We start from the raw sequence: 14,321 nt of genomic DNA, 5'->3' as shown, positions 1-14,321 counted from the left end.
CCCGTTTATTTGGGAGGAACCGAGCCTTTTTGTATGTAAGCCGCCGTATCATGAAAGATTTTTGCCCGATAGAACGCTGAAATCAGGATGAGAGTCACAGGACCAATAATAAGCCCAAGTAGTCCGAAAAGTTGTAATCCAACGAACATGGCGATTAATGTAGCTAGAGGGTCTAATCCGACGGAGGAGGCGAGCACTTTAGGTTCCATGATCTGTCTGGCAATGACGATGACGCCATACAGCACACTGAGGCCAATTCCGAGAAAATAGTCTCCTTGCGCAAAGAAAACATACAAAATCCAAGGCACCATGACAGCACCTGTCCCCAAATAAGGCATGAGATCAGCTAAGCCTGTTAATAAACCGATGGTTATGGCATAGTCAACACGCAAAACCAGCAAGCCAATGATGACCACAAGAGCGGTAAGCGAAACAAGAATCAGTTGAGCGCGCATGTAGCCGAACAATGCTTTTTGTAAATCCGTCCGAATCAATTGAGTGGTCTTCACAATCACATCGGAAAAGATTCCTTTATACCGTTTGATAAGTTGATACCAATCTTTACTAATGAAAAAGGTAGCCAGCATAACAATAATGGTGATGGTTGCGATATTCGGCAGAGAAGTTAGCAATCTTTTCAAAGTATCAAATACATAGCCAATAATGAACTTGCTCACGTCTGCTATGGAGCCTGCTGTCGACGATAAATTGTTGTTGACGGTTTCTTGATATTTCGGGTTATTTTCAAAAAACTGATTAATACGTTCAATCCAATCCTGGAAAGCTGTAGAATTAATGAAAACATTGAATTGCTCCACCCACAAGTTAATCTGAATCTGCAAGGAATCCGCAAGTGAGCCTAATTCTACGACTATATTCGCAACCAGTAAGGTTATGGCCGTAACCATGGCACCTAGAAATAACATCATGGACAGGGTCACCGCAAGCCAGCGCGGAAATTTCAACTTGAATTGGAAGAAGTTAACAAGAGGATTAAGCATAAGTGCTAGAATCCAGCCGAAAATAAATGGGTAAATCAGTGGAATCACATAGAAGAAAGCGAGTCCGATTACAATAATAATTAGTGCCACCCAAATGCCCCTGAAAATCTGGTGAACTAAACGCGGATTCAGGATACCCATGGTTTTTCTCTCCTTGTTTCAAGTCTTTTTATTGTAACACGATCTTGGATAAATACGGAAATAACATCATCTTTACAAAATCTTCATAATTTAAATCAGGGGATTCTGCATTGTCGGTATAAAGTACGCATAGTACAATGTAGATATAATTGGCACAAATTAGTAAACATAAGAAAATATAAGTGGAGGCTTTATGAGTATTGCGCGCGAACCTGATTTGAAGGAAGTTAAAGAGCTGAAGGAAGTCAAGGAAGTCAAAGAGATTTCGACCAAGTACTTGAACCGGGATTTAAGCTGGATCGAGTTCAATTGGCGTGTTCTGGAGGAAGCACAAGATCCGAGCACTCCGCTGCTTGAACGTGTGAAATTTCTGTCAATCGTATCCAGTAATCTCGATGAGTTCATGAGTGTTCGCGTCGCAGGACTGAAGGATCAGATCAAAGCTGGGTATACCAAGAAAGACTTCACAGGCTACACTCCTGCCGGACTTATTAAACGAATTATGAAGCGCACAGCCAAAATGGTAACCGAACAATACAAAACATATCGTGAAGTTACGAGATTGCTAACCAAAGAAGGTATTGTCTTTACGGAATATGAAGATTTGAATACGACACAGAAAAAAGCCATGGATGCTTATTACCATGATATTATTTTTCCCGTATTAACGCCGATGGCCGTGGATCAAAGTCGTCCATTTCCACTTGTACATAATCAATCCGTCTATTTAGCTGTCTTGCTTGTGCGGGAAGGGGATGATCCGGATGATGAGCCTTATTTTGCCATCGTTCAAGTACCTAGCAATTTATCCCGTTATATTTCCGTGCCAACACGGCCAAATAGTAAAAAAACAGAATTTATTCTTCTCGAAGAATTAATCGAACATCATATCGAATCGCTTTTCAGCGGATACATTCCGATTTCGGTTCATGGGTTCAGGGTGACTCGAAATGCCGATTTAACGCTCAATGAAGAAGGGGCGGAAGATCTGCTTGAAGAGATCGAGAAGGAGCTTAGACGCAGACGCTGGGGCGCTCCTGTTCGACTTGAAGTACAAGAGGGCATTCATCCCTATGCGCTAGCACAGCTTCAGGATGAGTTCGAGATTGAAGAACAAATTTTTGAAATTGATGGTCCGCTGGACATTACTTATTTCATGAAGCTGGCCGGTACGCTGAGTGGCTATGAAAATCTGCGCTATCCGCGAGTTGCTGCCAAATACCCGATTGAATTTGAGGATACGAACGACTTCTTCGAGGTTCTTAAGCAAAAGGATGTCTTGGTACATCATCCCTATGAAACGTTCGACGCCGTAACAGATTTCATTATCCATGCTGCCTATGATCCGAAAGTGCTCGCGATCAAAATGACTCTGTATAGAGCAAGCGGAAACTCGCCGATTATTCAAGCGTTAGCTAGAGCCGCGGAGTCCGGGAAGCAAGTTACAGTTGTTGTAGAACTGAAAGCCAGATTTGACGAAGAACGCAATATTGCATGGGCAAGAATGCTTGAAAAGTCGGGCTGTCATGTGGTTTATGGCCTAGTGGGGCTCAAAACACATGCCAAGATCACACTCGTCGTAAGACAAGAAGAACAGACGCTCCGCCGATATGTGCATGTGGGAACGGGGAATTATAACGACAGCACAGCCCGTCTTTACACAGATGTAGGGCTATTCACTTCAAACAGTGTGATTGGAGAGGATGCCTCCGCGCTTTTCAATGAAATTACGGGCTATTCCGCGCCTCATGATTGGCAGTCTTTCGCTGTGGCTCCTACAGATTTGAAGGATAAGCTATTCGAGCTTATCGAACGTGAAGCTGAGCACGCTAGAGCGGGCAGACCAGCCCGAATTATTGCGAAAATGAACTCTTTATCCAATCAAGAGATGGTAGATGCCTTGTATGCAGCGTCGCAAGCAGGTGTGAAGATTGAATTGATCATTCGCGGCGTATGCTGCTTGCGTCCAGGGGTGCCAGGGATTAGCGAGAATATTACGGTTCGGAGTATCGTAGATCGTTTCTTGGAGCATTCCCGCATTTATTATTTTGAAAATGGCGGACTCATTGATGTATATTTATCTTCGGCCGACTGGATGACACGTAATTTGACACGTCGTATTGAGCTGATGTGCCCGGTTCTAGATCGGGAAATGAAGAAAATGATGATTCAAATTCTGAATGTCACCCTGCATGATAACGTCAAAGCTAGAGAACTTATGCCCAACGGGATGTACAGTCGCATAAAAAATGAACTGACCCCTTATCGGAGCCAGTTCGAGGCGATGAAAATTACTTCATGGAAAAAACTCCGGCTTGAGTCTTAAGCTTCAGCCCCCAGATTTTTTCGAAATCTTTGCTGATAACTGCGAGTTCCTTTAGCTCCATAATGGGGTTGTGGATACATAGCAGCTTAAGCGTTAAGGTTGAATCGGTTTTCGTTGTTTGCAGCTCTTGAACAAGCTGTGTCTCACTCTGATCCAAGGCCATTGCTAACTTAAGCAGCGCGCCTAGCTTCATAATTAATGCCTGGTCGGATTCCATCAAAAGGTCCTTGTAAGCTAGGACTTGTTGGTGGGTCCGGCTTTTTGTTTTGTAAGTAGCAATCAAAGAGCAAATAACAATTTCTCGATGACTGAGACCGTCGATATGTACTCCAGTCATCATGTATTGCGTATGCTTGAGGTATTGATAGTAATGAACGCTGGCTCCAATTCGATGCAAGAGGGCAGCGGTATGCAAGTATCGTTGGCTTCGATCTTCCAATTCAGAAGGTGCAGTAATTGTTTGATAAAGCTGCATAGCGAATTTATCTACGTGAGAGACATGCTTCACAGCGGCGTTCGGGTGGAGCAAAAGCAAATTGTTGATACTTGCTTCAAGAACATCTTCCTTGATTGGGTGCTTAGGGTCGAATGTTTCATAGAAAAGGCCATCGCGAAGTCCTGATCCGCTGATAATGCATGCAGATGAACTCGCTGCTTCGAATATGGTGTCCATAATGATCAATCCCGGAACCATGATATCCGCACGCTCTTTGGAGAGACCATCTATTTTTTTTCGTTTTTCCAATGGCAATGAAGATAATAATAGGAGGGATTCTCGAAGCTCCCCAGGTTTTAGTGTGTAATTGTGGGCCAGTTGAAGCGAGTATTTGCTGCGTTTTTGGCTTATTTTTCCTAAGGTTCGAATCGTTCCGCCTAGACCTATCATAGGTAGGTTGGGGGAGCCGGCAATCCAAGGATGAGCCACAATCGCATCTTCAACCATCCGACGAATGTCACCCATTTCCTGCTCAGTCAGATTCCGGTTTTTCATAAATTGGCGTGTGGTGTTCACCGCACCGAAAGGAAAGGAAACGCTGTGCACCAATTTCCGGTTTCGAAGCAATGTGACTTCCGTGCTGCCTCCGCCAATGTCAATGATCAAGCCGTCCCGTATATCAATGGAATTGATTACGCCTAAATATCCATAACGAGCTTCTTCGGTACCGCTCAGAACTTCGATATGAAGTCCGCTCTGCTCCTGGAGAATTCGCACAATTTCAGATGAATTGGCCGCGTTGCGTATGGCTGCCGTTGCTACGGCTCTGATTGTCTGAACCTCATGAACTTTGCATAGCAGAGAATAGTGGGATAGAATGGGAACAATAGAAATAATATCTTTGCTATGTAAAATGCCATCGGAACCGATGCGTTCGCTTAGTCTAGCGGAATCCTTATGCTCACTGACAACACGATATGCCCCGTGGGCATTAATTTCGTAAATAACAAGTCGTATCGAATTGGATCCGATATCAATGATGCCGATACTTGATCTGCTGCTCATGTATTTGCTCCTTTTTCAGAGAAAAATCACTTTTATATTGCCTACATTGTATCAAGCTCAACACGACTCGACAAACTTTTCCTGCTAAGGTGAATAATTCGGAGGATTTAACAAAAACTTGTATCGTGTGTTTTGAAGAAATGGCTCAATAAACAGTGACGATTTCCGCAAAAAAATTCTTTATGATAGTGATAATGAAGTTTTATGTCTGCTTTTGTTCACTTATTAAACAAAATACTTTATTATTAAGTTAGGAAAAAAGCAATTTTTTGCTAATAGAGTAGCTAAGGAGAGATTCCCATGTCTGCAACCAAAGGTTTAGAAGGAATTGTAGCCACGACCTCGTCGATCAGCTCCATTGTAGATGGTGTGCTAACGTATCGCGGGATTGATATTGATGACCTCGCAGAAAATGCGACATTTGAAGAAGTTATTTATTTGCTTTGGTTCGGTAAGCTGCCTAACCAAGCTGAGCTTGAGAAACTGCAAAGCGACCTGAACGCTTACAGCAAGGTGCCTGATGCGGTTATCAACCAGATTAAAGCATTCCCGAAAGATGTTAATTCCATGGCTGCTCTTCGTACGGCAGTATCGGCTCTTGCATTGTATGATGAAGAAGCGAACGATTTGAGCCCTGAATCCAATGTGCGCAAAGCGATCAAGCTGCAAGCACAAATTCCAGGCATCATAGCAGCATTCGCACGTATCCGTGAAGGTAAAGAACCTTTAGCTTCCCCAGGATATGCTTCTGTTGCTGCTAACTTCTTGTATCAACTAACAGGTAATGAACCGGATAAAATCGCGATCGAAGCTTTGGACAAAGCATTGGTTTTACATGCGGACCATGAGCTGAATGCTTCCACATTCGCTGCACGCGTTACAGTTGCAACTTTGACTGACATCTACTCCGGTATTACTTCAGCGATCGGCACGCTTAAAGGACCTCTTCACGGCGGTGCGAACGAAGCTGTTATGGCGATGCTGGAAGAAATCGGTACAGTAGAGAACGTAGTTCCTTACATCAACGATAAATTAGAGCGCAAAGACAAAATCATGGGCTTTGGACACCGTGTTTACAAAAACGGAGATCCGCGTGCGAAGCACTTGCAAAAAATGTCCTATGAGCTTGGTAAATTAACTGGCAACTTGAAGTGGTACGAAATGTCCATTAAAGCAGACGAATTGGTCACCAGCCTCAAAGGCTTGAAACCAAACGTTGATTTCTACTCTGCTTCCGTTTACACAACGTTGGAAATCCCACGCGACCTCTTCACGCCGATCTTCGCGATCAGCCGCACATCTGGTTGGGCTGCCCACATCTTGGAGCAGTACGAAAACAACCGTCTGATCCGCCCACGTGCTGAGTATACAGGTCCGGTTAACCAAAAATACATTCCAATTAGCGCTCGCTAATTGTCACTTCAACTCCATGTGCGGGCAGTTCGGTACCCGTCCTCGGCTTCATCCCGAGGGAGTACCGCAACTCCCGTCACTTTTTGTGTGTTTACCTTCACTACTACCGTGACGAGTTAAATTTCTTAGGAAGTTTCTCGCAGCAGCTATGTAGCTAAGTGGAGTGCTTGGCAGTGCCTGGAGAAACGTAGTGGCCGCCTTTAGAATCCTGTCCGTACAATAAAATAAATTCAATTGGACAGGATGATAACAGCGGTCGGAAGGTACTGCCAAAAGCACGCAACGTAATGCGCAATAGTAACTTTTTGATAAACTAATCTACATAAATTTTAGGAGGAACTATCATGCCACAATTCGAATCTTACGAACTTCCAACAGAAGGACAAAAAATCACCATCGAGAATGGTGTTCTGCAAGTACCTAACAACCCAATCATCCCTTACATCGAAGGTGACGGTACAGGTCCTGATATCTGGGCTGCTTCGGTACGCGTTCTGGATGCTGCCGTTGAGAAAGCATACAAAGGCGAGAAAAAAATCGCTTGGTACGAAGTTTTTGCCGGCGAGAAAGCTTTTAACAAATACAACAACTGGCTGCCTAATGATACATTAACAGCTATGCGCGAATACATCGTGTCCATCAAAGGACCTTTAACTACGCCAATCGGTGGCGGTATTCGTTCCCTGAACGTTGCACTTCGTCAAGAATTAGATCTTTACGTTTGTTCCCGTCCAGTTCGTTACTTCAATGGCGTTCCATCACCGGTTAAACGTCCTGAGCTTGTTGACATGGTTATTTTCCGTGAAAACACGGAAGACATCTACGCTGGTATTGAGTGGGAAGCTGGTTCCGACGCAGTTAAGAAAGTTATTAAATTCCTTCAAGACGAAATGGGCGTTAACAAAATTCGTTTCCCAGAAACTTCAGGAATCGGTGTTAAGCCAGTTTCCTCCGAAGGTACTGAGCGTTTGGTCCGCGCTGCAATCGAGTACGCGATCAAACATGGCCGTAAAACGCTAACTTTGGTACACAAAGGTAACATCATGAAGTTCACAGAAGGCGCGTTCAAAAACTGGGGTTATGAACTTGCTGAACGTGAATATGCTGATAAAACATTTACATGGGCACAATACGATCGTATCAAAGAAGCAGAAGGCGCTGAAGCAGCTAACAAAGCTCAAAAAGACGCTGAAGCAGCTGGCAAAATCATCGTAAAAGATGCAATTGCTGATATCGCGTTGCAACAAGTATTGACTCGTCCAACTGACTTTGACGTAATCGCAACATTGAACCTGAACGGTGACTACCTGTCTGATGCACTTGCTGCTCAAGTTGGCGGTATCGGTATCGCTCCAGGAGCAAACATCAACTACATTACAGGTCACGCGATTTTCGAAGCTACACATGGTACAGCTCCTAAATACGCTGGTCTTGACGTAGTTAACCCAGGATCTGTAATCCTATCCGGCGTTATGATGCTTGAGCACCTTGGTTGGTTGGAAGCGGCTGAATTGATCTACAAAGGTTTGGAAACATCCATCAATAACAAAACTGTAACTTATGACTTTGCTCGTTTGATGGAAGGCGCGAAAGAAATCAAATGTTCCGAGTTCGCGAACGAAATCATCAAAAACATGGCTTAATCGTTTGTGAAAATGTTGATCGACTAAAAACTTTTAGGAGGTACATCTCAAATGGCCATTCGTCGTAATAAAATTACCGTTGTCGGCGCAGGTTTCACCGGCGCTACAACTGCTCTAATGTTAGCCCAAAAAGAACTTGGTGACGTTGTTCTTCTCGACATTCCACAACTAGAAAACCCTACAAAAGGGAAAGCGCTCGACATGCTTGAAGCAGGTCCAGTTCAAGGCTATGACGCTCAAATCACAGGTACTTCCAACTATGAGGATGCTGCTGGTTCCGATATCGTCATCATTACAGCGGGTATCGCTCGTAAACCAGGTATGAGCCGCGACGATTTGGTTAACACAAATGCGGGTATCGTGAAATCCGTTTGTGAGAACGTGAGAGAAGTAGCTCCTGATTCCATCGTTATCATCTTGAGTAACCCAGTTGACGCGATGACATACGTAGCTTACCAAGCGCTTGGTTTCCCAAAAAACCGTGTAATCGGTCAATCCGGTGTGCTTGATACAGCTCGTTACCTGACATTTATCTCCCAAGAGTTGAATGTATCCGTTGAGGATGTTAAAGGGGTTGTTATCGGCGGACACGGTGATGACATGGTTCCACTCGTTCGTTATACATACGCTGGCGGCGTGCCAATCGAGAAGCTGATCCCAGCTGACCGTATTGAAGCGATCGTTCAACGTACACGTACTGGCGGCGGCGAAATCGTTAACCTACTTGGTAACGGTAGTGCATACTACGCACCAGCAGCTTCTCTTGTGCAAATGACAGAAGCGATTCTGAAAGATAAAAAACGTATCATTCCAACCATCGCTCTCCTTGAAGGCGAATATGGCTATGATAACTTGTTCATGGGCGTTCTCACTGTACTTGGTGCTAACGGTATCGAGAAAATTCTTGACATCGAGCTTACGGAAGATGAGAAAACAGCGTTGGACAAAACAGCAAACTCTGTTCGCAATGTGATTAAAGTTGTAACAGGTTAATCGAATCGAACTTTCACCAAAGAACCAACAACCTATGCAAATAGGCGGTTGGTTCTTTTTTTGTCCTTTTTATTTATCAGCGACTACCCACGTTCGCTCTGTTCTGGGTTATTTGATAGGAAGTGGTACGATGGATATGGCTTAGCGAATACGAGGTAAGGTAATCCAGCCCAATAGAATTAATCTTGTTTTTTTGGAAATGGGAAATGTGAGAAAACGCTTATTAATGATTTTTTAAAAAAACAATAGGGAACAATTCATACAGTGGAAACACAAACGACGGGGAATGTAACAGGAGCTATAGGCGTAATGACCGGTGCTAATGAACGGAGTCAGTAAATGAGTCGGTAGCGAATGTAACGGAATCGGTAACGCAACTATATTAAATAATTTTCCAAAGGAGATCCAAATGTCAATGTTACATACTATTGAAATTATCATTAGATCCTTTGTAGCCTTTTTGTGGCTTTGGGGCTTCATTAAGTTAATTGGAAAACAAATTATTAACCAGAATACTAATCACTTATTTGTTCTTTCCACTATACTCGGTACGATTGCGGGTAACATGGCTTTTAATATCAACATTAATTTTATATATTTTCTATTGTCCTTATTCATTATGAGTGTTATCGGTTATTTGTTAACGTTGATCTCGCTTAAAAGTAATAAATCAAGAAAATGGATTTCAGGAGAACCCACAATTATTATCAAAGATGGTAACCTATTGGATCAAAACATGAAGAAATGCAAATATACGTTGGATTCCTTAGAACAAGGGCTTAGAAGTAAAGATATTTTTGACTTGAAAGAAGTGGAGTATGCTGTACTTGAAACCAATGGCACTCTGTCTGTATTAAAAAAGCTAGATTATCGGAATGTAATGAAAAAAGATTTAATCGCAGACCTTTGAATGCATGACCTAAGTGTCGAATGACAACAACGTAGAAGCTGCAAATGTTGCGGCTTTTTTCTTTTATGATAGTTGTTCTTGTCCTGACTGTCAGGAATGATATTCCCAGACGGCTTTTTTTGGTTGAAGGCATAGAAATTTATTACTTTTGTAAAATCGCTCATAGACGCTATTCCAAAGTACTTTCCCTGTGCTACGATACATCTAGGCCAAATGAAATGGATAATTATTCCAATGTATGGACGGAGGGATTTGATGTTGTTAAGAAGTTTGCTTGGAACCAAGAGATGGAAAAGCCTCACACTAACGGTAACATTGTCCGTGTCTTTAATGGGAGCTATACCGCAAGTATTCGCTGAAGGACCCAATGATCCCGCGCCATCGATTACGCCGACTTCGGCGAATGGCAAAAAGGTGCTGTTCGATAACACACATGGTCAAACAGCTGGCGCAGCGGACTGGGTTATTGACGGCGGTTTTTCTGACTTCGCTAACGCTTTAGGCAATGCTGGTTATTATGTAAAAGAACTGCGTAAAAGTACGGCGATCACGCTCTCTGATTTATCAGCGTACGATGTGTTCGTGATTGGCGAAGCAAACATTCCATACAAGACGACAGAACAAAACGCTATGCTGCAGTACGTACAAGGTGGAGGCAGTATTTTCTTCATAGGTGATCATTACAATGCTGACCGTAATAAGAATCGTTGGGATGCTTCGGAAGTGTTCAATGGCTTTCGTCGCGGCGCATGGACGAATCCAGCTGCTGGCATGAGTACAGAAGAAGCAGCTTCAGCAGCGATGCAGGGTGTTGCAAGCTCTGATTGGTTGTCGGACAATTTCGGAGTGAAGTTCCGTTATAATGCCTTAGGTGATATTACTGCGAATAATATCGTGAGCCCATCTCAGGCTTTTAACATCACGAGCGGAGTCTCCACGGTAGCTATGCATGCAGGTTCGACTTTAGCCGTTACAAACCCGAACAAAGCAAAGGGGATTGTTTACCTGCCAGCGACAACGACCAAATGGGCTAGTGCTGTGGATCAAGGTGTATACAACGGCGGTGGTGTTGCTGAAGGTCCTTTTGTCGCAGTTTCCAAAGTGAGTGCAGGCAAAGCCGGATTCATTGGCGATTCCTCACCAGTCGAAGATGCGACGCCAAAGTATAAGAGGGAAGAGACGGGCGGTACGAAAACGACGTATGCGGGATTCCAAGAGCAGAATGACGCTACTCTTTTAGTAAATATGGTGAACTGGTTGGCTACCAAAGAAAGTTATACAAGCTTAACGCAAGTGTCAGGCCTTACACTAGATTCAGCAACTACACTCTTCTCCTGGGAACAGCCGGCTAATTCAACAGAGCCGCAGGCTGAGCCTTGGGCAGCACCTGCAGCTGGTTATAAGTGGTGGGATCCTTCAACATTTAAAGCAGGATCTTACGGGTATAGTACCGCTACGAATACAACAGATCCGTTTGCATTTGTCCATCAAGCGCAATTGCCTAATCAGGCCGTTTTTCAAGTAAAGATTATTCTAAATGGCTTAGCAGCAAATTCAACAACAACCGGCTATAATATTGGCATTTATAATGGTTCAGGTACCCAGGTCGCTAAGGTTCAAAATAGTAATGGCACATGGCCTTCTGCCTATGGTTACAGCACGAGCTTCTCATTAACAGCTGATGCAAGCGGGCATGCGGAGAAGATTGTGAGTATTCAAATTAATCCTAGCATCTCCGGCTCTGCTAATATGCGATTGAGACAGAACACGACAAACAAATTTACAGAGGCCGTTACGATCGCTAACGTTCCAGCTGAGCCACTGCCTTAAAACGTTAAGTGGACAGGCAATCGGCTTGATCAATAGGAATTGAAAATAACCCTGCGGGCTCATGATCGAGATGAGTTCGTTGGGTTGTTTTTCGTAAAATTGGTCACAGTTTTGTGTAGATATAGTGAATTAGCAGGATTCATGGGATCGCTTTCTTGTCGGGAGTGTTCTAGTTCGGTTATACTTAATAAAACCATTACATAAAATTACGGAGGTTGTCCAAATGTATCCAGTTATGATTTTTTTACATGTCGTTAGTGCTTTATTGCTTGGTTCTTATGTCATGTTCCCATTCTTAGTGGGACGAGCTGCAACCTTATCTGGGGCTGCCCAAGAGAGTTTTGTCGGCGTGATAGCTAAGATCAATCGCATTGGTCAATTTTCACTCATTGTAACCTTCCTAACAGGTGGCGCAATGATCAGTCAAGTGGATCCAAAGCCGTCTGTCCTATGGATGATCTCTTCCATTGTTCTTCTTCTGATTGTAGGAGCAATCACGGGAATGATCGGTGGTAGAATTAAAAAGCTGATTGCGAATAGCAAAGCTGGTAAAAGCACGGCTTCTGATGCCGGCAAAATTAAAACATTTAGCTGGATCTCAGCTATTGCTGTTATCGTGGCTGTACTGATTATGACGAATCCGCAGCTGCTGTCGTAAGTTTAAGGAAACAGAAAAGAAAGAGCATGTTCATCTTCTGGATGACATGCTCTTTCTGCATTTTCGGAACTTGGATCATGTTCGACAGGTGGGTCGACTAATCCAATGTGATTTCATCTAATGTTTTCTCAAATGATGCACTCATATGCTCGAGGAAATAATCAATTTCAGGCATGTTCATTTTCTGTAAGCTTTCCAGAATTTGCTGCTTTGCGACGACGAATTCACGGTTGCCAGTGGAGAGCTCAGTTAAGCATTTGATATAAGCTTCAAGCAAGTCAGCGGCTTTCACCCAGCGGTAGAGCTCAGGGTCTGGATCTTGAATTAAGCTGCGGTAGATGCCGCTGATGTCAGGTGGAATCGTTTGAATAAGCCGTTCGACTGCGACATCTTCGATCTCACGGAAGTTCCGCAGTATTTGTTCATTGTTATGCTTCACAGGCTGGGGGATATCCCCCGTTAGTACTTCGGAAGCGTCGTGGAACAAGGCGATGGATACCACGCGATCCGTTGGTACGTTGCGTCCATATACTTCGTTGGCAATGGTGCACAACATATGCGCAATCGTCGAGACGTAGAAAGAGTGCTCAGCTACGTTTTCTCTACGCATGTTCCACATGAGACTCCAACGATCAATATATTTAAGGCGATATAAGTATGCGAAAAAGTGATGATTCATCGGGTTAACTCCTATTCGTTCTTATGATTCTAAAGGATAAGACAGCTTATTTGACGCTCGGCGTCACCCTCACAGCCACCTTGCCGGTGGCCGGGGTGTAGACGAGCGGTTGCCCGATCAGCGCGCTAAGATCATCAAGCGCGATCGTAACCAGCCCGTGCTCGCGCAGCACGGGCTGCTGCAGCGTGACGCGCGCATTCCCGCGCGTCGCTTTAGCCGCATTCACCTGCAGGGTGAATGCCTCTTGTCCCAGGCGGAGGCGAAGCACTCCGCCTTCCGCACTTGCGCTGCCGCCGAGCTGCGCTGCGGCAGCAGCCGCGTCCACGCGCAGCGGGGTGCTGCCCGGCTGCGCCAAGACCCGGCGCTGGATCGAGCGGTGCAGCAGCTCCGGCGAGATGCCGGGGCTGCCCGCGTTGATCCGCGGGATCAACAAGCGATCGGCGCTTCGCGTCGCCATCTCCGGCGAAATCGTGAAGGCGTAGCGGATGCCCGCCTTTGCAACCAGCTCGGTCGCCGCCGGCGACGTGATGCCGAACGGGTACGCCATCGTGTCGAGCGGCGCATCCGTTAAGCCTGCGAGCTTGCCGATGCAAGCTTGCGTATCCTTGAAAACGCGCTGCTTATAAGCATCATCGCTCTCGGCGTCCAATCTTCCTACCAACGCTGCTTCACCACTAGGAAGCTTGTGGTGAAGATTGTTGGTATGGCAGCCAATATCGATGAAGTTCGTGGCATGCGTCATTTCACTGATTTGCTCCTTCGACATGGAAGGGATGTAAGAACCAAGCGGATTCGTTAAGTCATTGGTAATCACGAAGTTCACAGCGGGAATTCGCAAGCTTTTCAAAATCGGATAGGCCGATGTGTAAAAGCTTTGATAGCCATCATCAAACGTTACAAGCACGGCATTGGATGGAACGGTAGCGCCCTCCATGTACTGTTTGAACTCTTCTAAGGAAATGAAATGATAGCCTTTGCTAAGCAGCGTTTGAAGCTGATTTTGAAAAAGCGAGCTTGTAATGGTGCTGGAGCTGGTGTCCTTATCATGCACGTGATGATACATAAGAACGGCCACTTGGTCTTGGTAGTAAATATCCCCGGAGCGCTTTGCCTGCAGCGGCGTAAGCAGAAGGGTGAGCCCAATCAGGCTAACTAGAATCGAAACAGCGATTCGTTTGTACATGTCAGCGAATCTCCTTGTTTTCCTCACAAGAACCATCGAACTC

General features: G+C 44.7%; 11 protein-coding genes. 7 read left to right on the top strand and 4 right to left on the bottom strand.

Translation table 11 applies throughout. The features are described from left to right. Positions 1 to 5 precede the first annotated feature (5 nt). Positions 6 to 1,142: a sporulation integral membrane protein YtvI gene (gene ytvI / locus G519_RS0125365; RefSeq protein ID WP_029197074.1), complete on the bottom strand. Its 1,137-nt coding sequence runs from the start codon at positions 1,140 to 1,142 to the stop codon at positions 6 to 8. 193 nt (positions 1,143 to 1,335) lie between these two features. Between ytvI and G519_RS0125360 the strand changes: the two genes are divergently transcribed. Continuing rightward, the gene (locus tag G519_RS0125360; protein ID WP_051253681.1) at positions 1,336 to 3,468 is read left to right on the top strand and encodes an RNA degradosome polyphosphate kinase; all 2,133 of its coding nucleotides are present in this window, start codon (positions 1,336 to 1,338) and stop codon (positions 3,466 to 3,468) included. On the opposite strand, the gene G519_RS0125355 is transcribed toward G519_RS0125360, so the two are convergent. Further along, complete coding sequence (locus G519_RS0125355; protein ID WP_029197072.1) at positions 3,434 to 4,969, bottom strand: Ppx/GppA phosphatase family protein; 1,536 nt, start codon at positions 4,967 to 4,969, stop codon at positions 3,434 to 3,436. The genes G519_RS0125360 and G519_RS0125355 overlap by 35 nt on opposite strands. 300 nt (positions 4,970 to 5,269) lie before the next feature. Between G519_RS0125355 and citZ the strand changes: the two genes are divergently transcribed. The 6 genes from citZ to G519_RS0125325 all read left to right on the top strand — a co-directional run bounded on the left by citZ (position 5,270) and on the right by G519_RS0125325 (position 12,416). Next, complete coding sequence (citZ, locus tag G519_RS0125350; RefSeq protein ID WP_029197071.1) at positions 5,270 to 6,382, top strand: citrate synthase; 1,113 nt, start codon at positions 5,270 to 5,272, stop codon at positions 6,380 to 6,382. A 344-nt stretch (positions 6,383 to 6,726) separates the two neighbouring features. Further along, positions 6,727 to 8,025, top strand: a complete 1,299-nt coding sequence (gene icd, locus G519_RS0125345) for an NADP-dependent isocitrate dehydrogenase (protein WP_029197070.1) — start codon at positions 6,727 to 6,729, stop codon at positions 8,023 to 8,025. Positions 8,026 to 8,076: 51 nt separating this feature from the next. Continuing rightward, positions 8,077 to 9,018: a malate dehydrogenase gene (gene mdh / locus G519_RS0125340; protein ID WP_029197069.1), complete on the top strand. Its 942-nt coding sequence runs from the start codon at positions 8,077 to 8,079 to the stop codon at positions 9,016 to 9,018. Positions 9,019 to 9,433: 415 nt separating this feature from the next. Further along, positions 9,434 to 9,928, top strand: a complete 495-nt coding sequence (locus G519_RS44545) for a DUF421 domain-containing protein (RefSeq protein WP_051253680.1) — start codon at positions 9,434 to 9,436, stop codon at positions 9,926 to 9,928. 255 nt (positions 9,929 to 10,183) lie between these two features. Further along, positions 10,184 to 11,758 carry a DNA-binding protein gene (locus G519_RS0125330; protein WP_051253679.1) on the top strand — a complete coding sequence of 525 codons (1,575 nt, stop codon included), beginning with the start codon at positions 10,184 to 10,186 and terminating at the stop codon, positions 11,756 to 11,758. A 223-nt stretch (positions 11,759 to 11,981) separates the two neighbouring features. Beyond that, on the top strand, positions 11,982 to 12,416 hold the full coding sequence (locus G519_RS0125325) for a hypothetical protein (RefSeq protein ID WP_029197067.1): 435 nt from the start codon (positions 11,982 to 11,984) through the stop codon (positions 12,414 to 12,416). A gap of 97 nt (positions 12,417 to 12,513) precedes the next feature. Here the strand turns inward: G519_RS0125325 and yfbR are convergent, their stop codons facing one another. Both yfbR and G519_RS44540 read right to left on the bottom strand, forming a co-directional pair. Beyond that, positions 12,514 to 13,095, bottom strand: a complete 582-nt coding sequence (gene yfbR / locus G519_RS0125320) for a 5'-deoxynucleotidase (protein WP_029197066.1) — start codon at positions 13,093 to 13,095, stop codon at positions 12,514 to 12,516. A 46-nt stretch (positions 13,096 to 13,141) separates the two neighbouring features. Next, on the bottom strand, positions 13,142 to 14,278 hold the full coding sequence (locus G519_RS44540) for a polysaccharide deacetylase family protein (RefSeq protein WP_051253678.1): 1,137 nt from the start codon (positions 14,276 to 14,278) through the stop codon (positions 13,142 to 13,144). Between the last annotated feature and the right edge of the window lie 43 nt (positions 14,279 to 14,321).

The sequence above is a fragment of the Paenibacillus alginolyticus DSM 5050 = NBRC 15375 genome, from assembly GCF_000422905.1.
Classification (GTDB): Bacteria; Bacillota; Bacilli; order Paenibacillales; family NBRC-103111; genus Paenibacillus_E; species Paenibacillus_E alginolyticus.
Note: the sequence above shows the minus strand (reverse complement) of the source record. Positions and strands in the feature narration are given on the sequence as shown.